The 21,864-nt window shown below is 71.7% G+C and carries 21 protein-coding genes and 6 tRNA genes; 18 read left to right on the top strand and 9 right to left on the bottom strand.

What is annotated here, in order from left to right; translation table 11 throughout:
• Position 1 precedes the first annotated feature (1 nt).
• Complete coding sequence (locus OG802_RS06400) at positions 2 to 820, top strand: TrmH family RNA methyltransferase (protein WP_329408014.1); 819 nt, start codon at positions 2 to 4, stop codon at positions 818 to 820.
• Between the two features lie 38 nt (positions 821 to 858).
• On the opposite strand, the gene OG802_RS06395 is transcribed toward OG802_RS06400, so the two are convergent.
• Positions 859 to 2,256, bottom strand: a complete 1,398-nt coding sequence (locus tag OG802_RS06395; protein ID WP_329408012.1) for a serine/threonine-protein kinase — start codon at positions 2,254 to 2,256, stop codon at positions 859 to 861.
• Between the two features lie 197 nt (positions 2,257 to 2,453).
• Between OG802_RS06395 and OG802_RS06390 the strand changes: the two genes are divergently transcribed.
• The 5 genes from OG802_RS06390 to OG802_RS06370 all read left to right on the top strand — a co-directional run bounded on the left by OG802_RS06390 (position 2,454) and on the right by OG802_RS06370 (position 6,245).
• On the top strand, positions 2,454 to 2,729 hold the full coding sequence (locus OG802_RS06390) for a hypothetical protein (protein WP_329408009.1): 276 nt from the start codon (positions 2,454 to 2,456) through the stop codon (positions 2,727 to 2,729).
• A gap of 197 nt (positions 2,730 to 2,926) precedes the next feature.
• The gene (locus OG802_RS06385; RefSeq protein ID WP_329408007.1) at positions 2,927 to 3,121 is read left to right on the top strand and encodes a hypothetical protein; all 195 of its coding nucleotides are present in this window, start codon (positions 2,927 to 2,929) and stop codon (positions 3,119 to 3,121) included.
• 326 nt (positions 3,122 to 3,447) lie between these two features.
• Positions 3,448 to 4,389 carry a phosphotransferase family protein gene (locus OG802_RS06380; RefSeq protein WP_329408004.1) on the top strand — a complete coding sequence of 314 codons (942 nt, stop codon included), beginning with the start codon at positions 3,448 to 3,450 and terminating at the stop codon, positions 4,387 to 4,389.
• A gap of 80 nt (positions 4,390 to 4,469) precedes the next feature.
• Positions 4,470 to 4,775 (top strand): TFIIB-type zinc ribbon-containing protein, encoded by a 306-nt coding sequence (locus OG802_RS06375; protein WP_256920575.1) that lies wholly within the window; start codon positions 4,470 to 4,472, stop codon positions 4,773 to 4,775.
• Between the two features lie 276 nt (positions 4,776 to 5,051).
• Positions 5,052 to 6,245, top strand: coding sequence for an IS30 family transposase (locus OG802_RS06370; RefSeq protein ID WP_329416962.1), 1,194 nt, complete (start codon positions 5,052 to 5,054; stop codon positions 6,243 to 6,245).
• Between the two features lie 61 nt (positions 6,246 to 6,306).
• Here the strand turns inward: OG802_RS06370 and OG802_RS06365 are convergent.
• From OG802_RS06365 to OG802_RS06345, 5 genes are all read right to left on the bottom strand, one after another.
• A tRNA-Val gene (locus tag OG802_RS06365) sits at positions 6,307 to 6,378 on the bottom strand.
• 34 nt (positions 6,379 to 6,412) lie between these two features.
• Positions 6,413 to 6,484 (bottom strand) — tRNA-Val (locus OG802_RS06360).
• 26 nt (positions 6,485 to 6,510) lie between these two features.
• Positions 6,511 to 6,582 (bottom strand) — tRNA-Val (locus OG802_RS06355).
• Position 6,583: 1 nt separating this feature from the next.
• Positions 6,584 to 6,657 (bottom strand) — tRNA-Cys (locus tag OG802_RS06350).
• A gap of 38 nt (positions 6,658 to 6,695) precedes the next feature.
• Positions 6,696 to 6,768 (bottom strand) — tRNA-Gly (locus tag OG802_RS06345).
• 188 nt (positions 6,769 to 6,956) lie between these two features.
• Between OG802_RS06345 and OG802_RS06340 the strand changes: the two genes are divergently transcribed.
• The 3 genes from OG802_RS06340 to OG802_RS06330 all read left to right on the top strand — a co-directional run bounded on the left by OG802_RS06340 (position 6,957) and on the right by OG802_RS06330 (position 9,754).
• Complete coding sequence (locus OG802_RS06340) at positions 6,957 to 8,009, top strand: chorismate-binding protein (protein WP_329407999.1); 1,053 nt, start codon at positions 6,957 to 6,959, stop codon at positions 8,007 to 8,009.
• Entirely contained in the window at positions 8,006 to 8,827 is an 822-nt protein-coding gene (locus OG802_RS06335; RefSeq protein ID WP_329407997.1) for an aminotransferase class IV, read from the top strand. Before OG802_RS06340 ends, OG802_RS06335 begins: the two co-directional genes overlap by 4 nt.
• Positions 8,828 to 8,929: 102 nt before the next feature.
• Positions 8,930 to 9,754: a GNAT family N-acetyltransferase gene (locus OG802_RS06330; protein ID WP_329407995.1), complete on the top strand. Its 825-nt coding sequence runs from the start codon at positions 8,930 to 8,932 to the stop codon at positions 9,752 to 9,754.
• Between the two features lie 122 nt (positions 9,755 to 9,876).
• On the opposite strand, the gene OG802_RS06325 is transcribed toward OG802_RS06330, so the two are convergent.
• Complete coding sequence (locus OG802_RS06325) at positions 9,877 to 10,437, bottom strand: DsbA family protein (RefSeq protein WP_329407993.1); 561 nt, start codon at positions 10,435 to 10,437, stop codon at positions 9,877 to 9,879.
• A gap of 323 nt (positions 10,438 to 10,760) precedes the next feature.
• Here OG802_RS06325 and OG802_RS06320 point away from each other — a divergent pair, with 323 nt between their 5' ends.
• Entirely contained in the window at positions 10,761 to 11,237 is a 477-nt protein-coding gene (locus OG802_RS06320) for a hypothetical protein (protein ID WP_329407991.1), read from the top strand.
• 163 nt (positions 11,238 to 11,400) lie between these two features.
• Positions 11,401 to 11,604 (top strand): hypothetical protein, encoded by a 204-nt coding sequence (locus tag OG802_RS06315; protein WP_329417643.1) that lies wholly within the window; start codon positions 11,401 to 11,403, stop codon positions 11,602 to 11,604.
• 99 nt (positions 11,605 to 11,703) lie between these two features.
• On the opposite strand, the gene OG802_RS06310 is transcribed toward OG802_RS06315, so the two are convergent.
• Positions 11,704 to 12,264 carry a CGNR zinc finger domain-containing protein gene (locus tag OG802_RS06310; RefSeq protein ID WP_329407989.1) on the bottom strand — a complete coding sequence of 187 codons (561 nt, stop codon included), beginning with the start codon at positions 12,262 to 12,264 and terminating at the stop codon, positions 11,704 to 11,706.
• 275 nt (positions 12,265 to 12,539) lie between these two features.
• On the bottom strand, positions 12,540 to 12,953 hold the full coding sequence (locus OG802_RS06305) for an SsgA family sporulation/cell division regulator (RefSeq protein ID WP_004002642.1): 414 nt from the start codon (positions 12,951 to 12,953) through the stop codon (positions 12,540 to 12,542).
• A 191-nt stretch (positions 12,954 to 13,144) separates the two neighbouring features.
• On the opposite strand from OG802_RS06305, the gene OG802_RS06300 reads away from it, so the two are divergent.
• The 7 genes from OG802_RS06300 to OG802_RS06270 all read left to right on the top strand — a co-directional run bounded on the left by OG802_RS06300 (position 13,145) and on the right by OG802_RS06270 (position 21,838).
• On the top strand, positions 13,145 to 13,606 hold the full coding sequence (locus OG802_RS06300; protein ID WP_329407986.1) for a TIGR02611 family protein: 462 nt from the start codon (positions 13,145 to 13,147) through the stop codon (positions 13,604 to 13,606).
• 90 nt (positions 13,607 to 13,696) lie between these two features.
• Positions 13,697 to 13,768, top strand: a tRNA-Val gene (locus OG802_RS06295).
• Positions 13,769 to 15,250: 1,482 nt separating this feature from the next.
• Positions 15,251 to 16,540, top strand: coding sequence for an ABC transporter substrate-binding protein (locus OG802_RS06290; RefSeq protein ID WP_329407985.1), 1,290 nt, complete (start codon positions 15,251 to 15,253; stop codon positions 16,538 to 16,540).
• Positions 16,541 to 16,554: 14 nt separating this feature from the next.
• A complete protein-coding gene (locus OG802_RS06285; protein WP_329407984.1) occupies positions 16,555 to 17,511 on the top strand; it encodes a carbohydrate ABC transporter permease in 957 nt (318 codons plus the stop codon).
• Positions 17,508 to 18,383: a carbohydrate ABC transporter permease gene (locus OG802_RS06280; RefSeq protein ID WP_329407982.1), complete on the top strand. Its 876-nt coding sequence runs from the start codon at positions 17,508 to 17,510 to the stop codon at positions 18,381 to 18,383. Before OG802_RS06285 ends, OG802_RS06280 begins: the two co-directional genes overlap by 4 nt.
• A 10-nt stretch (positions 18,384 to 18,393) precedes the next feature.
• Positions 18,394 to 18,993 carry a hypothetical protein gene (locus tag OG802_RS06275; protein ID WP_329407980.1) on the top strand — a complete coding sequence of 200 codons (600 nt, stop codon included), beginning with the start codon at positions 18,394 to 18,396 and terminating at the stop codon, positions 18,991 to 18,993.
• Between the two features lie 106 nt (positions 18,994 to 19,099).
• Positions 19,100 to 21,838: an exo-rhamnogalacturonan lyase family protein gene (locus OG802_RS06270; protein WP_329407977.1), complete on the top strand. Its 2,739-nt coding sequence runs from the start codon at positions 19,100 to 19,102 to the stop codon at positions 21,836 to 21,838.
• The last annotated feature ends 26 nt before the right edge of the window (positions 21,839 to 21,864 follow it).

The raw sequence follows: 21,864 nt of genomic DNA, 5'->3' as shown, positions 1-21,864 counted from the left end.
TGTGGCCGATCTCATCACCGTTGACGACCCCGACGACCCGCGCCTGCGCGACTACACCGGCCTGACCGACGTCGAGCTGCGCCGCAAGCGCGAGCCCGCCGAGGGCCTGTTCATCGCCGAGGGCGAGAAGGTCATCCGCCGGGCCAAGGACGCCGGGTACGAGATGCGTTCGATGCTGCTCTCCGCCAAGTGGGTCGACGTCATGCGCGACGTCATCGACGAGCTGCCCGCGCCGGTCTACGCCGTCGGCCCGGAGCTGGCCGAGCGGGTCACCGGCTACCACGTCCACCGCGGCGCGCTGGCCTCCATGCAGCGCAAGCCGCTGCCCACGGCCACCGAACTCCTGCACAGCGCCCGCCGGGTCGTCGTCATGGAGTCCGTCAACGACCACACCAACATCGGCGCGATCTTCCGGTCGGCGGCCGCCCTCGGCATGGACGCCGTGCTGCTCTCCCCGGACTGCGCGGACCCCCTGTACCGCCGCAGCGTGAAGGTGTCGATGGGCGCCGTCTTCTCCGTGCCGTACGCCCGCCTCGACAGCTGGCCCAAGAGCCTGGACTCGGTCCGGGAGGCCGGCTTCGCCCTTCTCGCCCTCACCCCGGACGAGAAGGCCCGCAGTCTCGACGAGGCGGCGCCGCACCGGATGGACAGGGTGGCGCTCATGCTCGGCGCGGAGGCCGACGGCCTCTCCACCCAGGCGCTCGTCGCCGCCGACGAATGGGTCCGCATCCCCATGTCCCACGGCGTCGACTCGCTCAACGTGGGCGCGGCGGCCGCGGTCGCCTTCTACGCCGTGGCGACGGGCCGCCCGCAGCAGTAGGGCACCGCGCCGCGCATCCCGGCGGGCGCCCGCGCGCGTCAGCCGCCGAGCGGACGTGTCCCGGCCGGGTCGGCCCCGTCGACCGGCACGTGCGGCGCGGGGGGCGTCCGCTCCTGGCGGTCGCGGACGACGCCGTCCTCCACGCCCAGTCCGCGCGCGGGGCCCTCACAGCCCTGGACGACGGCGATGCCGAGCGCCACGAACAGCGTCACCACGACGAACACGAAGATCCGCTGACGCAGCAGCCGGGGGTTCGCGGGCCGCCGCCAGGTTCCGGTGCCGCGCGGCCGCGGACGGCCCGCCCCGCCGCGCGGCACGGGTCTGCCGCCGTTGCCCGGACGGGTGTTGCGCGCGCCCGGAGCGGGCCGGGCCCCGGACCGCGGTCCCGGCGCGCCGCCGCCCCGGGAGGGGCTCCCGCCCCGGACCGGCGTCCCGCCGCGCGAGTGAACGGGGCCGCGCGAGGACGGCGTCCCGCCCCGCGGCGGAGGAGTGCCGGGCCCGCTCTGGTGGCGCAGCGTGCGCTCCGAGCGGCCGGTGTCGGGGAGGCGTCCGGTGGGACGGTCCGCCTCGGCGGCCCGCGGCGCCGGCGGCCGCGCCTCCGCGAGACCCTGCGCCTCGCGGGTGGCGATCTCCTTCAGGCGCAGGGAGAGGTCCAGGGTGCTGGGCCGTTCCTCCGGGTCCTTCGCCAGACAGGCCCGCACCAGCGGCGCCAGCGCGTCCGGCACCCCGTGCAGCTGCGGTTCCTCGTGCACCACGCGGTAGAGCATGACCTCGGAACTGCCGTGCCCGAAGGGCGAGTCGGCCGTCGAGGCGTACGCGAGCGTGGCGCCGAGCGAGAACACGTCGGTGGCCGGTGTGACCAGCGCACCCCGCACCTGCTCCGGCGCCAGGAACCCGGGCGAGCCGACCGCCGTGCCCACGTGCGTCAGCGTCGAGGCTCCTGTGGCCCAGGCGATGCCGAAGTCGATGATCCGGGGGCCCTTGGGGGAGAGCAGGATGTTGGACGGCTTCAGGTCCCGGTGCACGACCCCGGCCTCGTGGACGGCGACGAGCCCCTCGGACAGCGCGGCCCCGATGGAGGCCAGCTCGGCGGCGCCGAGCGGCCCCTCGTCGTTGACCTTGTCGTGCAGGGAGGGGCCGGGCACGTACTGGGTGGCGAACCAGGGGCGTTCGGCGTCCAGATCCGCCGCGACCAGCCGCGCCGTACACCCGCCCCGGATGCGCCGGGCGGCCGACACCTCGCGCGCGAACCGCGAACGGAACTCCTGGTCCTCGGCCAGATCAGGCCGGATCACCTTCAGCGCGACCCGCTGGCCCTTCTTGTCGGACCCCAGGTAGACGACGCCCATGCCGCCCGCGCCGAGCCGTCGGTGAAGCCTGAACGAGCCGACGACACGCGGGTCCTCGCGCCTCAGGCGCATCATCGCCATGTTCATCCCCGCTGCCCGGTCCGTTTGACGTGGCACAGCTTACGTTTCCGCGGCCGTTCGCGCGCAGAGGCCGCGCCCTCCGGCCCCGATCGATTGTCAGTGCCCGGTGGGAGAATTGAGAGGTGGTCAGGGGGCCTGGGAACAGCAGCGCATTGGCGGCTCCGTGATCTCAACCCACCTGCCTCAGAAGGGGGATTGAACCCGTGAAGGGTGACCGCGTGGAGATAGTCGTCGACGCCGGCGACACGACCCGGACATACGAGGTGACGGCGAGCAGGGCGGGCCGCCGCGTGGAGACGGCGGTACGTCGAGGGGTGGTGGAAGTGAGCGAAGTCACGCGAAACGGCACCCCGGTGCGTACGGCCCGTTTCATGGCCAACAGGGTGCTCGCCCTGGTCGAGCACCCGATCCCCCGGGAGGAGAGCTCGGACATACCGGCCCGCAGCGGGCACCCCTTCCGGGAAGACCCCGAGACCTAGGTCCCGGTCTCCACCCAGGGGAGTAGTCCGCAGGTCATGGCTCATCCTCCGGGAGGCCCGGCAATCGGTACGAGGGCATGACGTGCGGCGAGGGCCCTCCGCCTAGATTTGAGGTCAAGCGGCGGGTGCAGCACTCGTCCCCCGAGGTCAGACACCCGCCGCTGCCGACCACAACCGATCAGGTCAGGAGAGGGACCATGGCCCTTACGGCACCGCGGACGATGATCCGCACAGCGGGACACACCACGCGTCCTCGCCGAACGGGCCGCCGCCACCCCCTGGTGGCGACGCTGATGGCCCTTCCCCTGGCGGTCCTGCTCCTCGTCGTCTTCGACGGCTGGGAGACAGTGGCCACACAGGCGTCGTCCGTGGGAGTGATGCTGGGGCGCTGAGCGGCGACCCCAGGCCCGGATGAGCGGTCCGGGCGGGGACATCCACCCATTTGAAACCCCGTGGGGACGGGGGTGCGGCGGACGGCAAGAGATGCAGGCGCAGCTGGGGAGCTGCGCCTGCATTGCTTTTCCCCCGCGGGCCGGCCGGCGGCGTGGGTGCGTACGCTCACGGCAGCGCCTGCCCGGCGGTTCGGGCCGTACGGCGGCGACGGCTTCCCGCCGGGCATGATCCGTACCGCACGCCCGGGGCGGACGTCCGGCGCCCGCCCCCGCGGGGTGATCCGCCGGCCAGGCTCTCGACCCGCACGCCGCACCTCTGGAGTTCCGTGACCGCCCGTCCCCTGCTCGCCCAGCTCGCCCTGCGGGCCGCGTCCCGCGCCCATTCCACGGTCACGGACTGCTCCTGTGAGGCGGCGGCCACCCTGGCCGACCGCGCGGACGCCACCGTCGTCCGGCACGCCGGCACCGTCGCGAAGGCGCACGCCCCCGGCACCGGCCGGGCGGACCTGGCCGCACGCCTGGCCGTCGCCGCCGCTCTTCCCGACGTTCTCCTCCCGCCGCTCGCGGCGGCCCTGGCCGGGCTGCACGGCCGCCTCGTGACCTTCTGGCCGTACGGTGCCCCGGTGGACCCGGCCGACCCGGACGCCGCTCCCTGGGAGGCCGCGGGCGCGCTGCTCGCCCGTCTGCACCGCACGCCCGCCCCGGCCGGCCTGCCGCCGATGCGCGGCCCCGCCAAGGCCGCCCTGGCCGTGGCCCGCCTGACCGCCGCGGGGCCGCATCCGGCGAGCGCGGCCGTCCTGGGCGCGTGGCGGGCGCTGCCCGCGTGGGCGCGCGCCGAGACCGCGGCGTCCGGGCCCGGAGCCGCCCTCTGCCACGGCGACCTCCACCTCGGCCAGCTCGTCCGCCATCCCGCGCCGGACGGCCCCTGGCGGCTCATCGACGTCGACGATCTCGGCGTCGGCGTCCCGGCCTGGGACCTCGCCCGCCCCGCCGCCTGGTTCGCCTGCGGCCTGCTCCCGCCCGAGGAGTGGACCCGTTTCCTCGACGCCTACCGCGCCGGCGGCGGCCCCGCGGTTCCCGCGGCGGGCGACCCGTGGCCCGCCCTCGACGTGCCGGCGCGCGCACTCACCGTGCAGACGGCGGCACGTGCCGTGACCAAGTCGGTAGCCGAGGGCAGGCCGTTGGACGAGGTCGAGGAGTGTCTGGTCGACGCCTGCGCCCGGATGGGATCCGTCCCGCCGCGGTCGGCGGCGGACTCGCCCAAGTAGGGTGCAACCGACCGCGGCCGGACAGTGTCTGTCCTGGCGGCAGGCGAAAGAGCACCGACCGGCGAGGAGTTGAGCCGAACATGCAGTGCCCGAAGTGTCACGCTCAGATGCACACGTACAACCGCAACGGCGTCCAGATCGAACAGTGCAGCAACTGCCGGGGGATCTTCCTCGACTACGGCGAGCTGGAGGCGCTCACCCGGGTCGAGTCGCAGTGGTCCCAGCCCGCCCCGCCGCCTCCGGGCGCCCCGCAGGCGTACCCCGCCGCCCCTGCCGCCCCCGCCTGGGGCGCTCCGGCTCCGCACGGCGGCGGTCACCACGGCGGTGGTCACTACGGCGGCCACCACCGCCACAAGAGCTTCGGCCACATGCTGTTCTCCAGCTGAACCGGGGCACGCGAAAGCCCCCGACCGCCGAGGGGCGGGTTCTATTGATCCCCGCAACACCCTGGAGTTCAGGGAGTTGCGGGGATCGTGGATTTTGAGGTGCTGAAGGCGAAGTTCTTCGAGGCGCTGGATCGGGAGGACGGCGGCATCACCGCTGCCGCTCGCGCAGTCGGAGTGAACCGCAATACGGCGTTCGGATGGGCCCGTCAGGCTGGTGTCCGAGGTCGCGGCAAGCCCGGCACATCCGGGCATCCCGGTCGGGCGGAGTACGAGCGGCTGCGTGCGGCCGGAGTCCATCGCCGCGATGCCGCCGCGCAGGTCGGCGTCCACGAGCGCACCGCTCGGGACTGGGACCAAGGGATCCGGCAGATCGGCCACTCGCGCCTGCATGCAGACGGCCGCCTGATCGACTATACGACCGGTGTGATCACCATCGTTACTGCCGCGTCGAAGCCGTCCGTTGCCGCGGTCGAGGCCGGGCTGCACCCCCGTTTCCTCACCGTGGCCGAGCGGGAGCTGATCGCCGACATGCGCCGTGAGGGCCGCTCGCTGCGCGCGATCGGACGGGCACTCGGCCGGCCGGCCTCCACCGTCAAGCGTGAGATCGACGCCCGTGCGGTCAACGGCGTCTACCGGCCGCACCAAGCCCAGCGGGCATGGGCGAAGAGCCGGTCGCGTCCAAAGGACTCCAAGCTGGCCCGGGAAGGAGCGTTGCGCGACTTCGCTACGGCCAAGCTCCAGGAACGCTGGTCGCCCGAGCAGATCTGCCACGCTCTGCTCATCGAGTTCCCCGACGACGAGAGCATGCGCGTGAGTCCGGAGACGATCTACCAGGCCATCTACGTCCAGGCCCGCGGCGGACTGCGCCGCGAGGTCGCCCTGGCGCTGCGCACCGGACGCACCCGCCGCAAGCCCCACCGCAGCCCGGAGCAGCGCACTCGCCGCTTCGTCGACGAGATGGTGATGATCTCCGAGCGGCCGCCGGAGGTCGAGGACCGGGCTGTTCCTGGCCACTGGGAAGGCGATCTGATCGTCGGCCCCCGCAGCGAGAGCGCGATAGTGACCCTGGTCGAGCGCTCCACCCGCTACGTCCTGCTCGGACATCTGCCCGGCGGGCACACGGCCGAGGAAGTCCGCGATGTGCTGGTGCCGCTGATCCAGACCCTGCCCGAGCACCTGCGTGGCTCGCTGACCTGGGACCAGGGCTGCGAGATGGCCGCGCACAAGCAGTTCACCGTGGCCACCGGCGTGCCAGTCTACTTCTGCGACCCCCACTCGCCCTGGCAGCGCGGATCGAACGAGAACACCAACGGCCTGCTGCGGCAGTACTTCCCCAAAGGCACCGACCTCTCCGCGCACAGTCCCGCAGACCTCGAACACGTTGCCCAGCAACTCAACGGCCGGCCACGCAAAACGCTCGGCTGGAGAACCCCAGCCGAGCGCCTGCGTGATCTACTGACGGCCGCATAAGCCATCAGGTGTTGCGAGGACCCCGAGAATCCGCCGAGGCGGCCGGGGGCTTTCCGGTGTGTGGACGATACTGGGATTGAACCAGTGACCTCTTCCGTGTCAGGGAAGCGCTCTCCCGCTGAGCTAATCGTCCTCGGGAACACGATCCGGGGATCATGTGCAGTGCGTGCGCGATACTGGGATTGAACCAGTGACCTCTTCCGTGTCAGGGAAGCGCTCTCCCGCTGAGCTAATCGCGCGGGTCCGGATCCTCGAGCGGATCCAGTGGACGATACTGGGATTGAACCAGTGACCTCTTCCGTGTCAGGGAAGCGCTCTCCCGCTGAGCTAATCGTCCTTGGAGGTGGAGACGGGATTTGAACCCGTGTAGACGGCTTTGCAGGCCGTTGCCTCGCCTCTCGGCCACTCCACCAGGAGTGTAGGGGACCGGGAAGCCCCCTGTTTCCTTCGAGCGGACGACGAGGCTCGAACTCGCGACCTCAACCTTGGCAAGGTTGCGCTCTACCAACTGAGCTACGTCCGCTTGTCGTTTCGTTCCGCTCTCACGGCCCGGCGACGAGTTGAACTCTAGCGGATTCCCGGGCCAGTACAAAAACGCGTTTGTGCAGCGTGCTGCGCTGTGCCCGGACGCGGACCTGGTCAGGGCGGTCGGCCGGGACATCCGGGACATGCGCGGGCCGCCCGCGGACGGCCCGCCCTAGACTCGACAACGTGCTCGACCTCCCTCCTCTCGCCCGTTTCGGCGGCCGTGTCGCCACCGGTCTCCTCGACGTGACCGGCGATCCCGCGGCCCTCGACTCCACCGGCTTCTGGGCCGTGTGCGCCGACTTCGAGGGCCGCACGGTCTGCGCGCGTTTCGCCGACGTGCGGGAGGAGCCCGTCCCCGCCCCCGTGCCGGGAGCATGGCGGGGGCCCGCCGCCGGCGACTGGACGTCGTCCCTCGACCGTGCCGCGTACACGGCGGGCGTACGGCGCATCCGCGAGCACATCGCGGCCGGCGAGGTGTACCAGGCCAATCTGTGCCGCGTCCTGAGCGCGCCGGTGGCCCCCGGCGCCGATGTGGACGCGCTGACCGCGCTGCTGGCACGGGGCAATCCGGCACCGTACGCAGGAACGATTCGCCTGCCCGCGCACGGCGTCGAGACGGCCACCGCCTCCCCCGAGCTGTTCCTGCGCCGCGACGGCCGGGTCGTCGAGTCCGGGCCCATCAAGGGGACCGGGCGCACCGAGGCGGACCTCCTTCCCAAGGACTACGCCGAGAACGTGATGATCGTCGACCTCGTCCGCAACGACGTCGGCCGGGTCTGCGCCACCGGCAGCGTGACCGTCCCCGACCTGTGCGCCGTCGAGAAGCACCCGGGCCTCGTCCACCTCGTCTCCACGGTCCGCGGCGAACTGCGCGCGGGCGTCGGCTGGGCGGGCCTGTTCGACGCAGCCTTCCCGCCCGGCTCGGTCACCGGCGCCCCCAAGTCCAGCGCCCTGCGCGTCATCGAGGCGCTGGAGACGGCCCCGCGCGGCCCGTACTGCGGAGGCATCGGCTGGGTCGACGCCGACCGGGGCACGGGCGAGCTGGCCGTCGGCATCCGCACCTTCTGGATCGAGCGGTCCGCCGCGGGCGGCGCCGTGCTGCGCTTCGGCACCGGCGCGGGGATCACGTGGGGCTCCGACCCCGACGCCGAGTGGGAGGAGACCGAGCTGAAGGCATCGCGACTGCTCGCGGTAGCGTCGGGTGCGTACGAGGTGAATGAAGGGACGCATACGTGAAGATCTGGCTCGACGGCGCGCTGCGGGACGGCGCCACCGCCCGCGTCTCCGTCTTCGACCACGGGCTGACCGTGGGCGACGGCATCTTCGAGACGGTGAAGGCGGTGGACGGCGCGACCTTCGCGCTCACCCGCCACCTGGACCGGCTGACCCGATCGGCCCGCGGCCTCGGCCTGCCCGACCCCGACCACGACGAGATCCGCCGCGCCTGCGCCGCCGTCCTCGAGGCCAATCCGATGCGGCTCGGCCGGCTGCGCATCACCTACACGGGCGGCCAGGCCCCCCTCGGCTCCGAACGCGGCGGACACGGTCCCACCCTCGTCGTCGCCCTGGGCGAGGCCGCGCGGCGCGCCGACTCCACGGCCGCCGTCACCGTCCCCTGGACCCGCAACGAACGCGGCGCGCTCAGCGGACTCAAGACCACCTCGTACGGCGAGAACGTCGTCGCCCTGGCCCGCGCCCACCGACAGGGCGCCAGCGAGGCGCTGTTCGGCAACACGCTCGGCCGGCTCTGCGAGGGCACCGGGTCCAACGTCTTCGTCGTCCTGGACGGTGAGATCCACACGCCCCCGCTCGCCTCGGGCTGCCTCGCGGGCATCACGCGCGAGCTGACCGCCGAGTGGACCGGTGCCCAGGAGACCGACCTGCCGCTGGACGTGCTGGAACGGGCCGACGAGATCTTCCTCACCTCCACCCTGCGCGACGTCCAGGCCGTCCACAGGGTCGACGGCCGCGAACTGCCCGATGCGCCGGGCCCGGTGACCGCCAAGGCGATGCGGATCTTCGCCGAGCGCAGCGGGAACGACCTCGACCCGTGACGGCCGGGGCGGCCGCGACCCCTGGGGCCGCGCGGACCGGGTGCGGGGGAGCGAGGGAAAACAGGCTGCCGATACGGTCCGCGGCGGGGTAGAACACCCCTGATGACCACGACTCTGCGGCCGACCGAGCCGCTGCAACGGGCCGCCGACGGGGCGCTGTCGCGCCACTTCCAGGTGTGCGTCAACAGCCGTCCCGTCGGAGAGGTCCGCCTCTCGACGTCCCCCGTGTTCGGACCCGGCGTCGCCCTGATCGCCGACCTGCGCGTCGAGGAGCGGGACCGGGGGCGGGGCAGGGCCACGGTGGCGGCGCTGGCCGCCGAGGAGGTGGCCCGCGGCTGGGGCTGCACCCGCATCGAGTGCAGGGTGCCCGCCGACGCGGGGGCCGCGCTGCGGCTGGCGACCGCGCTCGGCTACGTCCACCGCAACCGCGGCATGGAGAAGACCCTCCCGGCCGGCCCGCCCGCCCTGCCCGACGGCAGCGTCGGCAGGCCCATGACGGACGCCGAGTTCGGACCCTGGAGGGAGCGCGCGCTCGCCGCGTACGCCCAGGACTGGGCCGAGCGCGGCGTGCCCGAGGACGAGGCGCGGGCCAAGTCGCGGCGGGACCACGAGCGGCTGCTGCCCCAGGGCCTGGCGACGCCGGACACGCTGATCAGCGTCCTGGAGCACGACGGCGAACCGGTCGGCCTGCTCTGGCTGTCGTTCACCGGCGACAGGGCGTTCGTGTTCGACGTCGAGACCGACGAGGCCCACCGGGGACGCGGTCACGGCCGCTCCCTGATGCTGCTGGCCGAGGCGCAGGCGATCGGGAACGGCAAGAAGGTCCTCGGCCTCAACGTCTTCGCCGGCAACACCCCTGCCGAGCGGTTGTACGACTCGCTCGGATACGTACCGGTGGGTTACTCGATGTACAAGAACCTGCTCTGAGACCCCGGCCGGGCGCGGAGCCGACCAAGGGGCGGCCGGTCGGAGCGACCGTGCCGTGCCCTGCCGCGCCCCGCCGTGCCGCCCGGACAGCCCGGCACGGCACGGCCTCTTCCTCCCGGGTCTCAGTCCTGCTCGGCCAGCAGCCGGTCGGCGATCTCCTCGATCCGTCCGCGCAGCCCCTCCTGGCTCCTGCCGCCGTCCAGCCGCTCGCCGCCGATGACGTACGTCGGGGTCCCGGTCACGCCGATCGCCTTGCCCTCGGCCTGGTCGGCGTCCACGATCAGGATGTGCCGGCCGTCGATCAGAGCGGTGTCGAACTCCTCGGCGTCCAGCCCCAGTTCACCGGCGACCTCGACAAGGAAGGGTTCACCCCTACGGTCCAGCTCCTCGACCCGTGCCAGCACGGCCTCGACGTAGGGCCAGCCCCGCCCCTGCTCCAGCGCCTCCTCGGCCGCCTGCGCGGCGGCGAAGGCGTGCTTGTGCTTCTCCAGCGGGAAGTGGCGCAGCCGCGGCTCCAGCCGGTCGCCGTAGCGCTCGCGCAGGGCGCGCAGATCGTCGAGCGCGCCACGGCAGTCGGGGCACTGCAGCTCGCACCAGACGTCGAGGACGACGGCACGGCCGGGCCCCGAGGGGGAGGCGGGGGACGAGGGTGAGGCGGAGGAGGCCGGGGACGAGTCGCTCATGGGGTCAGTCTCCCAGTCCCCGCCCGGTCGTCCCAATCCGGACGGGGGATCGCGGGTCCACCGGGAACACGCACGACCCGGAGGGACGATCAGGGGGTGGGCCGGTACGGCACCTGCGGAGGAGCCGACCCGGAGATGTCCCTGATGTCCGGCCCGAGCATGGCCTGCGAGGCCCGCGCAGGTGCACGATGGAAGGGACGAAGAAGCGACGCGTGGGCGAACCGGCGCACCGACGCATCGGTGCACCGGCCCGTGGGCGGTGCCGCCGAGTCGATCAGATCCTGATCTCGCCCTGAACAGCCAGCCGTAGCCTGGAGGACCGGATGATTGCCGAGACCGTCTGTTCCGCCGTCGCCGTGGCCGGCCTGGGCATCGCGGCGGTCACGGCCTACCGCAAACGCTTCCTGAGCGCGGCCCGCATCGCGGCCTACGCACTCGTTCCGCTCGGTCTGGTGATGACCGGCGCCGTCGGATGGGTCGTCGACACCGCCTTCAGTCCCACCGCCTGGGCGGGCTTCGTCGTGCTCGCCGGGGCCTGGGCCCTGTTCGCCACCACCCGGGCCGTGGAGCGCCGCCGCGGCGGCACCCGCAAGGAGCGAAGGGCCGCGGCCCGCGCCGCCCGGACGGACGCGGTGGCCCCCGCCGCCTCCGCCCCCTCGCTGGGGCAGGCGTCCCGTCCGGCGTCCGGCTCCGCGTCCAGGCCCGCGGCCGCCCCACGAGGGGCCGCGGGTTCCGGCGGTTCCGGGGGTTCCGACGACTTCAGCGACATCGAGGCCATCCTCAAGAAGCACGGCATATGAACCGGTGCCGAACCGGCCGCCGAGGCGGGAAGCGTGAGCCGTGCGGCGTGAAGCGCGCCCGGCGGGGCCCGGCGACGAAACGACACAGTCGACCGGCGCCCGCGCGAAAACGATCACAGCCTGAAACCGACGCCACGGATTCCGGCGACCACCCGCTCATTCCGTGCGTGTTGATCGCGCGGGGGGCGCTGCCTGCGCCATCATCGCCCGCGAGATGCTGGACACGACACAGAGCGACGCCGCGCCACCTCAGGACGAGCCGCGCGGGTGCCTCTTCGCCCTTTCCCAGCCACCGCTGATGATCTTCCTGGCGGTGATCGGGTGTCTGCTGCTCATGGCTTCGCTGCATGATCTGCTGCTGCTGTGAGCCGTACCCGCGGTCCCCGGCGTCATCCGCCGGGGCCCGTCGGCATCGAGTGACCGAGCGGCCCTCCGGCGGACCCGCGCCGAGGGGCGGAGCGGGTGCTCAGCCCGCGGCCTCCTTGCGGCGCGCCCGGTAGGCGGCCACATGCAGCCGGTTGCCGCAGGTGCGGCTGTCGCAGTACCTGCGGGACCTGTTGCGCGAGAGGTCGACGAAGGCGCGCCGGCAGTCCGGGGCCTCGCACCGCCGCAGCCGCTCCTGCTCCCCGGCGACCACGAAGAACGCCAGCGCCATCCCGCAGTCGGCCGCCAGGTGGTCGGCGATGGACGCGCCGGGCGCGAAGTAGTGCACATGCCAGTCGTAGCCGTCGTGGTCGGTGAGACGCGGCGTGGTGCCCGCGGCCGCCACCAGGTCGTTGATCACCCCGGCGGCGACGTGCGGGTCGGTCGCGGCGAAGATCCCCGCGAACCGTCCGCGGATCCTGCGCACCCCGGACAGGTCGAACTCGGAGAGCACGCCGACGTCACTTATGGCGTGCCTTCGCACGAAGTCCTCGAGGGCGGCGACGTCCGGCAGCGCGTCCGGGGTCGTGCCGTCCTCCGGGGCGGTGTTCACCAGATCCACCACGGCGTCGAGAGCACACCGGGTGTCGTGGGTGATCAGCACGTTTCGCTCCCTGGCCTGGAGGTCGGGCGGGTGCCCGCCGATGCTGGCCGATGGTAGCCGCACCGGGCCGCCGAACCACGGCCGATCCGGGACCGGGTTTCCCCGGCCGGTGCCGAGCGGCGGCCGGGGGAGCGCCGCCGGGGGCGGCTCCGGACACGCCGACGCCGCCCCACGGCAGCCCGTGGCGCGGCGTCGGCGCATGCCCTATGCGGTTGTATCAGCCCGAACCGTCTCCCCGAGTGGACGGCGCCGGGCGGCTCGGTGTGAGCCTCGCCCTAGCTTTCCGCCAGGATGTGCGAGAGCTCCTGGTCGAGATCGAAGTGCCGGTGTTCCGTGCCGGGAGGCACGGCGGCGTCCGTCCGCTTCAGGAAGGACTCCAGGGCCCGCGCCGGGGCCTCGAGCAGGGCTTCGCCCTCAGGAGAGCTCAGGGCGATGCAGACGACGCCCTGACCGTGGCTGCGCGACGGCCAGACACGGACGTCGCCCGTGCCGGTGGGCCGGTGCAGCCCTTCGGCGAGGAGGTCGCGGGCGAACACCCACTCGACGGTTTCCTCGGCTCCGGTGTGGAAGGTGGCGTGCACGGCGTAGGGGTCGGCCGTGTCGTACCGCAGGCCTGCGGGGACAGGCAGGGAGGACTCGCTCGACACAACGAGGCGCAGGTGCAGCTCGCAGCTGACCGTGGTGTTCATAAGCGCCAGGGCCTTTCGCTCAGTGTGCGCTCGGGGATTCGCACGTCGGCGAAATCGACATGCCACCTACGGTGCCGTTGTAAACCCCTCTGCGTGTTTTGCGTGCCTTTACGTAACTCTTCCGGCCGACACCTCGTTCGCGAAGTACCACCATTCCGGTGACCGGAATCTCTCGGGTAGGGTCTGGCTGTATGAATACGGGGAGTGACGAGTCCGCCGACGCGATCGCGGCGGCGGACGCGGCGGGACGGGACGGAGCGGTGCGGGATCAGCACGGACAGGGGCTCGGCTCCAGAGCCCCCGAATTCGTCAAGGCGCGCCGCGTGCTGCACCTGAGCTGGCAGGTCGGCGTGTTCGTGCTCGGCCTCGCCGTCGTGGGCGCCGGCATCGTGATGCTGCCGCTGCCCGGTCCCGGCTGGGTCGTGATCTTCGGCGGCATGGCGATCTGGGCGACCGAGTTCGTCTGGGCCCAGCTGGTGCTCCGCTGGACCAAGCGCAAGGTCACCGAGGCGGCCCAGCGGGCACTGGATCCGAAGGTGCGGCGCCGCAACATCATTCTGACCTCGATCGGCGTGATCGTCATCGGGGCGGTGCTGGGGGTCTACCTGTGGAAGTTCGGCCTGGAGATGCCCTGGAACATCAAGGACCAGTGACGCGCGGAGGGCGGCCCGCGGGAACCTCCGTCCGCCTCCGTACATGGTCACAGCCACCCCCTGACATGGGGTAATGTTCTTCCTGCGTCCGGGCGATTAGCTCAGTGGGAGAGCGCTTCGTTCACACCGAAGAGGTCACTGGTTCGAACCCAGTATCGCCCACCCGGAACGTCGGCCCGACTGCGAGAACGCAGTCGGGCCGACGCCGTTCCCGGCCACACCCCGGAGCCCCGCCTACGTTCCGGCGCCCCGCGCCTGGTCCGGCGCCTGTGCCGGTTCCGGCGTCCCGCCATCGGTAGCCCGCTCCTGTCCCGGTGTCGGTCTCGGCCTTCGGTGTCGGTCTCGGCCTTCGGCCTCCGTCTCGGCATCCCACCGCCTCGCGGCCCTCGCCGCTGCAACGCCCCTGGTCCCGGCTGCCTCCCTGCGCCTTCCGGCTTCCTGCCCGGAGCGACCTCGCCGCTGCTGCGTGTCTTTGCTCGACGGTCCGGTCCCGCACGGGCTGCGGCGGATCACGGCCCACGACGGCCGCCGGCCGCTGCGGGGCTCCGGCGGGGCCGAGGGGGCGGTGCGGCCGGTGAGACCCGTGTGGCCCGCGTGGTGCGGGTTCTGGGGCCCGCATGTGAGGCCTGTGCGGCTCGTGATCGGCCCCCACGATGCCGCTCCTTGCCGCCGGCCCGCCTTCGATGGCGGCCCACCGCCAGCCGGCCGGCCCGACGCCGACCCGTCCAGCCTGGCCGACGGCGCGTCTGGCCCCCAGCCTCCCGGCCCCCGGCCCCCTGCCTCGGGCCTCCCGGCGTCACTGTCCGTCACTCCAGGTGCCCGCGCCCCAGCCCTCACCTCCGGCACTCACCCACCGGAACCACCACACCCCACATCCCCCACCCGCCGGAACCACCACCCCCCCACACCCCACATCCCCCACCCGCCGGAACCACCACCCCCCCACACCCCCCACACCCACCCTCGTAGCGCCTCCCGCCCTCGGCGCTCACCCCGCTCCCCGCACCCCACCACGTTCCGCCGCACGCCCCCGCTCAGCCCCATCCCGCTCCCACCCGCTCCACCCACCACCCCTAAACACCTTCTTGAACTCCCTGGTCCCAGTCCCACCGCTCAGCACCAAAACCCCCGGCCCCGCCCCCCAAGGGCCCCCAACCCGCCCCACCCCAAGGGCACCCCGCACTCCCTGCACCTACCTCACACTCCGTCAATTCGCCCCGTACCACCGTCATCCGCCCCACCCAGCCCAGCCCAACCCCCAATCCGAACCCCCACTCCCAACCCCCCAATCCGAACCCCCACTCCCAACCCCCCAATCCCAACCCCCAACCCCGCGCGGGACATCACCGTTCAACCCATCGCCGACATGACCTGACCCCCCGTTCGATGCGCCCAACACACACCCCGACACAACCCCCAGCTCCACCCCCAGCCCACCCTCCAACACACCCCTCCCACCAGCGACTTCGCCCTCGCCTCGACGCCGAGCCGTCGGCGTGTGGTCGCCTTGCCGTCCCGTCGCCGGACAAGAAAATCCTGTCCGAATCATTGACGGTCTCTCAACCCCCTCGTACCTTGTGCCAGCAAGCGCTTTCTTGAAACGATTCACGCAAGCGGCAACGACGCTGCGGGGAGGGCCCGACTGTGGGAACCAGCAGGAATGTTGAGAGGCGAACGATCCTCAAGGCCGCGGGGGCGACGGCGGCCACGCTGGGCCTGGCCGCGACCACCGGGTGCGGGGGAGACAGCGGGACCTCCGCCGACGGGACGGTGACGATCCGTTATGCGTGGTGGGGTGGCGAGCCGCGCACCATCGCCATCAAGAAATCGATCGCGCTCTTCGAGAAGAAGTACCCGAAGATCAAGATCAAGCCCGAATTCACCGACTACGAGGCGTTCTGGGAGAAGTTCCAGACCCAGGCCTCCGGCGGAAATCCGCCGGACGTTTTCCAGAATGCGGTCGGTTTCCTGCGCAAGTACGACAAGCGCGGGGTTCTGATGGACCTCAAGGCGCAGGCGGACGCGGGGAACCTGAAGCTGGACAACTTCCGCAACGGGGTGCTGGCGAACGGTCAGGTCGACGGCAAGCAGATCGGCATTCCGGTCGGCGCCAACACCATGGCGCTCGTGATCGACCAGAAGGCTTTCAAGAAGGCGGGCGTCGAGGCGAAGCCCGGCTGGACCTGGACCGAGTACTTCGCCGCGCTGCAGACGATCCAGGACAAGCTGAAGATCGCCGGCGACACGGGCTACTTCGGCATCATGTATCTCTACGACCTGTATCTGCGTCAGAACGGCAAGGCGTTCTTCACGGAGACCGGCCTCGGGTTCGCCGAGGACGACGTGACGCAGTGGTGGGAGGACGGCTACAAGCGGGTGAAGTCCGGGCTCGTCGCCGACCCCAAGAAGATCGAGCAGGCGAAGCCGAAGTCGGGTCTGTCCGCCGGTCTCGCCGCTTCCGAGTTCACCTGGGACAACTTCTCCATCCGCTACGAGGGCGAGGGCGACTCCGACTACGGGCTCGCGCCGATCCCCACCACGGACGGCAAGAACACCGGCCAGTACCTCGGCTCGCTGATGCTGAGCGCCTTCTCCGGCACCAAGCACCCGAAGGAAGTGGCCCAGTTCATCGACTTCATGGTCCACGACCCCGAGGTCGGCAAGATCATGGGCTACGACCGCGGCATCCTCGCCACGACCGAGCAGTACGACGCCTTCAAGCCGGCGGACGCGCAGAACAAGGGCGTCGCGGCCTACGAGGACCAGGTCGCCAAGGCCGGCGTCCTGGGCAAGATCACCCCGCACCCGTCCGGCGCGGACGTCATCGAGGCGGCCTTCCTGCGGATCGGCGCGGAGGTCGCCCAGGGCAAGACCAAGCCGGCCGACGCCGCGAAGGCGCTGTTCAGCGAGGCCAAGGCCGCGTTCGCGGGCTGAGGGGACGTACCACCATGACGCTCGTCAAGGAAGCGCCCGTCCGTCCGGCGAAGAAGCGGCCCGCCGCTCCGGTCGCCGGACGGCGCGGGCGGCTGCGCGAGAACCTCGCCGGCTATCTCTTCATGTCGCCGTGGATCGCTGGATTCCTGCTGCTCACCGCGGGGCCGATGATCGCGTCGCTCTACTACGCGTTCACCAGCTACAACCTGTTCACGCCGCCGAAGTGGGTGGGCCTGGACAACTTCACGACGATGTTCCAGGACCCGCGCTGGCAGAAGTCGGTCGAGGTCACGCTCAAGTACGTCGTCGTGGCGACACCGCTGAAGCTGCTCCTCGCGCTCGGCGTGGCGCTGCTGCTCGCGCAGAAACGGCGCGGACAGGCCCTGTACCGGGCCGCGTTCTACATGCCGTCGCTCATCGGGGCCAGCGTGTCCGTGGGCTTCGTGTGGCGGGCGCTGTTCTCGGACGACGCCGTGGTCGACCGAGCCCAGAAGATCTTCGGGGTCGACGTCGGCGGCTGGATCGGCAACCCGGACTACGTCCTGTACGCGCTGGTCGCCCTGAGCGTCTGGCAGTTCGGCGCGCCGATGGTCATCTTCCTGGCGGGGCTCAAGCAGGTGCCGCAGGAGCTGTACGAGGCCGCCGAGATGGACGGGGCGGGCCCGCTGCGCCGGTTCTGGAACATCACGCTGCCGATGATCTCGCCGGTCCTCTTCTTCAACGTGCTGCTGGAGTCGATCCACGCGTTCCAGGTGTTCGGCTCGGCGTACGTCGTCTCCGACACCCGGTGCGGACCGGCCGACGCCACGCTGGTCTACACCTGTTACCTGTACCAGAAGGGCTTCAAGGAGGCGCAGATGGGCTTCGCCTCGGCGATGGCCTGGACGCTGGTGGTGGCGGTCGCGCTGGTCACGGCGGTGCTGTTCTGGTCGCAGAAGAAGTGGGTGCACTACGAGGAGGCCGCCAAGTGAGCACTGCCACCACCCGCGTCGCGCGGTCCGCGAACGAGCGGCGGCGCACCGGGTCCCTGGCCTGGCACGTGGGCGCGCTGCTCGTGCTCGCGGTCGTCCTCTACCCGGTGGTCTGGGTGGTCGGGGCCTCGTTCAAGCCGAGCAAGGACATCATCGCCAGCCTCGACCTGCTGCCCGCCAAGCCGGTCTGGGCGAACTTCTCCGGGCTCGCCGACGGCATCTCCGGGATCTCCGTCGCGAGCTTCTTCACCAACTCGCTGATGTACGCCGTCCTGGCCGTGGCCGGCGTGGTGCTCTCCAGCTCGCTGACCGCGTACGCCTTCGCCAAGATCCGGTTCGCGGGGCGGAACCTGCTGTTCACGCTGATGATCGGCACCCTGCTGCTGCCGTACCACGTGCTGCTCATCCCGCAGTACGTGCTGTTCCGCAACCTCGGCTACATCGACACCCTGGTCCCGCTCGTGGTGGGGAAGTTCCTGGCGACGGAGGCGTTCTTCGTCTTCCTGATGGTGCAGTTCATGCGCGGGCTGCCGCGCGAACTGGACGAGGCCGCCAAGCTGGACGGCTGCGGGCACCTGCGGACCTACTGGTCCATCGTGCTGCCGCTGAGCCGTCCCGCGATCATCACCAGCGCCATCTTCGCCTTCATCAACGCGTGGAACGACTTCATGGGCCCGTTGATCTACCTCAACACCCCCTCCAAGTACACGGTCTCGCTCGGGCTGATGATGTTCCGCGACCAGGAGGGCATCTCCGACTACGGCAGCATGATCGCGATGTCGCTGGTGGCGCTCGTCCCGGTCATCGCCTTCTTCATGGCCTTCCAGCGCCATCTCATCGACGGCATGGCGACCTCCGGACTGAAGGGCTGAGGCGGTCACCATGGCGCAAGCACGGGTGAAGGCCCGCTCCGCACGCGGGGAGTCGGTGTTCGGCGAGCGGTTCGCGGTCTTCGCCGAGTGTCTGCTCACCGGGGTGTGGACGGCGGTCGCCTGCCTCGGCGTCGTCACCTATCCCGCGGCCCTCGCCGCCGGGGCCCGGCATCTGCGCCGCCGTACGAGTCACACGGACGGCGGCCTGCGGGAATTCGCCGCGGACTTCCGGTCGGCCGTGCGCGGCGGGTGGGCCGTGGGGCTCGCCGGCTGGGCGGCGGCCGCCGCGGTGACGTTGGACGTCCTGGCTTCGCGGGCTGGGCTTCCCGGCGGGCGGTTCGTCGGGGCGGTGGGCGTCTTCGCGCTGATCGGGCTCGCCGTGGCGCTGCTGCGGGCGGCCGCCGTCTGGACGCCCGGCGCCCGCTGGCGGGCGCTGCTCGCGGACGCCGGACGGCGCACCGTGCGCGATCCCGCCGGGTCCTTCCTGATCGTCTGCGGGCCGGCCGTCGTCGCCGTGTCCGCCTGGTTCCTCCCGCCGCTGGCGGTCCCCGCGCTGGGGGCCGCCGTCGCGGCGGCCGTCGCCGTCGAGGTGCGCCGCCCGCACCCCTGACGGCGGCGACCCGTTCCAGGGACGGCGCTCCGGGCGCCGTACCTCGATCTGTCATGCCCCTGACCATCCCGTTGCGCACGCCGCACGGAAAGGAAGGCTGCATCCCATGTCTCCCATCCCCCGCAGGTCCCTGCTCAAGGCGGCGGCCGTCGCCGGCGCCGCCGCACAGTTCAGCTGGGCCCTAGGAGCCAAGGACGCCGAGGCCGCGCCGAGAGCCGCGGCGGCGGACACCGACCCCGTCACCCTCGACTGGCTGGAGGACGGCGGCCTCGGCGCCGCCCCCGGCTCCACGCTCGGCGTGCCCTGGCCCATGGGCGCCTACCGCGAGGACCAGACGTTCGCGCTGACCGACGCCGACGGCAAGGACGTCCCCGTCCAGTCCTGGCCGCTCGCCCACTGGCCCGACGGCTCCCTCAAGTGGACCGCCCACGCCGTGAGTTCGGGGACCGGCAAGCTCACCCTCGCCGCCGGCGCACCGGCCGCCCCCGCCCAGAAGGTCACCGTCGTCAGGCGCGGCGGCACCATCGACGTGTCGACGGGCGTCATCACCGCGAAGATCGGCACGTCCGGGACGACCCTCGTCAAGTCCGTCACCCGTGGCTCCACCGAGATCGCCAAGAACGGCCGTCTGGTGCTGATCCGCCAGCCCGAGATCGAGGACGAGGACCAGGGCGCCGTCCGGACCGAGCGCTTCGACGGGGCCGTCGACGGCGTCACCGTCGAGCAGTCGGGCCCGGTCCGCGCGGTCGTCCGCATCGACGGCAAGCACCGCAGGGGCGGCCGCAGTTGGCTGCCGTTCTCCATCCGCCTCTACTTCTACGCGGGCGCCGACTCCTTCCGCATGGTGCACACCATCACCTACGACGGGAAGCAGGAGCCCGGCAAGGCGAGCGGCGACTTCATCCGGGGCCTCGGCGTCCGCTTCACCGTTCCGATGCGCGACGAGTCCTACGACCGCCACGTCCGCATCGGCGGCGAGGGCACCGGCCTGCTGCGCGAGGCCGTCAAGGGCATCACCGGACTGCGGCGCGACCCCGGAGCGGCGGTGCAGGCCGCCCAGTACGCGGGCCAGAAGCTGCCCGACCCCGCCACCTGGGACCAGCGGGTCACCACCCGCCTCCAGTACATCCCCGAGTGGGGCGACTACACCCTCTCCCAGCTCTCCGCCGACGGCTTCACCCTGCGCAAGCGCACCAAGAAGGGCCACGGCTGGGTCGGCGCCGGCGGCGGCGGCAGGCGGGCCTCCGGCTTCGGCTACGTCGGCGGCGCGAGCGGCGGGTTCTCCTTCGGCCTGCGGGACTTCTGGGAGAAGCACCCCGCCCAGCTCGACATCCGCGACGCCCAGACCGACGCCGCCGAGGTCACCCTCTGGCTCTGGTCGCCCGAGGCGCAGCCCATGGACCTGCGCTTCTACCACGACGGCATGGGCCAGGACACCTTCCCCGAACAGCTCGAAGGCCTCAACATCACCTACGAGGACTACGAGCCCGGCTTCGGCACCCCCTACGGCATCGCCCGTACCTCCGAACTCCTCTTCTGGGCCAACGCGTCGACGCCGACGCCCGAGAAGCTCGCCGAACAGGTCGAGGCCGTCCGGGTGCTGCCGCAGCTCGCGGCCCCGCCCAAGCAGCTCATCAAGGCCGAGGTCTTCGGCCCCGGCCTGTACTCCGAGCCGGACCGCTCCACCCCCGCCAAGGCGAAGATCGAGGACCACCTCGACTTCCTCTTCACCTACTACAAGGGACAGGTGGAGCAGCGCCGCTGGTACGGCTTCTGGGACTACGGCGACATCATGCACACCTACGACGCCGTCCGGCACCAGTGGCGGTACGACATCGGCGGCTACGCCTGGGACAACTCCGAGCTCTCGCCGGACATCTGGCTCTGGATGGCCTACCTGCGGTCCGGCCGCGCGGACATCTTCCGCTTCGCCGAGTCGATGACCCGGCACACCGGGGAGGTCGACGTCTACCACCTCGGCCAGTGGGCGGGCCTGGGCACCCGGCACGGCGTCCAGCACTACGCCGACAGCGCCAAGCAGCAGCGCATCGCCAACACCACCTACCGCCGCTACTACTACTTCCTCACCGCCGACGAACGCGTCGGCGACCTCATGCACGCCAACGTCGACTCCGACGAGACGTTCCTCGCCCTGGACCCGCTGCGCAAGATCCGCACCGAGCCCTACACCCCCGACCGGCACGCCCTGTCGATCGGCTTCGGCACCGACTGGAGCGGGCTCGTGTCCGCCTGGCTCACCGAGTGGGAACGCAAGGGCCCCAAGTGGGAGAAGGCCAGGGCGCGCGTGCTGTCGACCATGGAGACGATCGCCGCCCAGCCCAACGGCTTCGTCCAGGGCAGCGGCCTCTACGACCTGGACACCGGCCGGTTCGCCGTCGCCGACAAGCCCAAGGTCGAGGTCTCGCACCTGTCGGCCGTCTTCGGCCTCAACGAGCTGTGCGCCGAGCTGATCCACCTGGTCGACATGCCGAAGTTCAACGAGGCCTACTTCGACTACTGCCGCTACTTCAACGCCACCAAGGCGGAGCAGACGGCACGCTACGGCTCCAACTTCGGCACCCTGCTGCTCTTCCAGGGCCACTCGCGCCTCGACGCCTACGCAGCCGTCCAGACCGGCGACGCGGCGCTCGCCAAGCGGGCATGGGCGAAGTTCTACGGTTCCGACGGCTACACCGAGTCCTCGCCGTGGAAGACGGAGCCGCTCAGCGGTCCCGCCACCCTGGTCGCGGGCAGCGAGGCCGCCTGGGTCGCGACCAACGACACCGCCCTCTACGGCCTCGCCGCCATCGAGAACCTGGCGCTGCTCGGCGACAAGATGCCCTAGGAGCCGCCCGAGGCCTGTCGTCCGGA

Origin of the sequence: Streptomyces sp. NBC_00704, assembly GCF_036226605.1 — a bacterium.
Taxonomy (GTDB): domain Bacteria; phylum Actinomycetota; class Actinomycetes; order Streptomycetales; family Streptomycetaceae; genus Streptomyces.
Note: the sequence above shows the minus strand (reverse complement) of the source record. Positions and strands in the feature narration are given on the sequence as shown.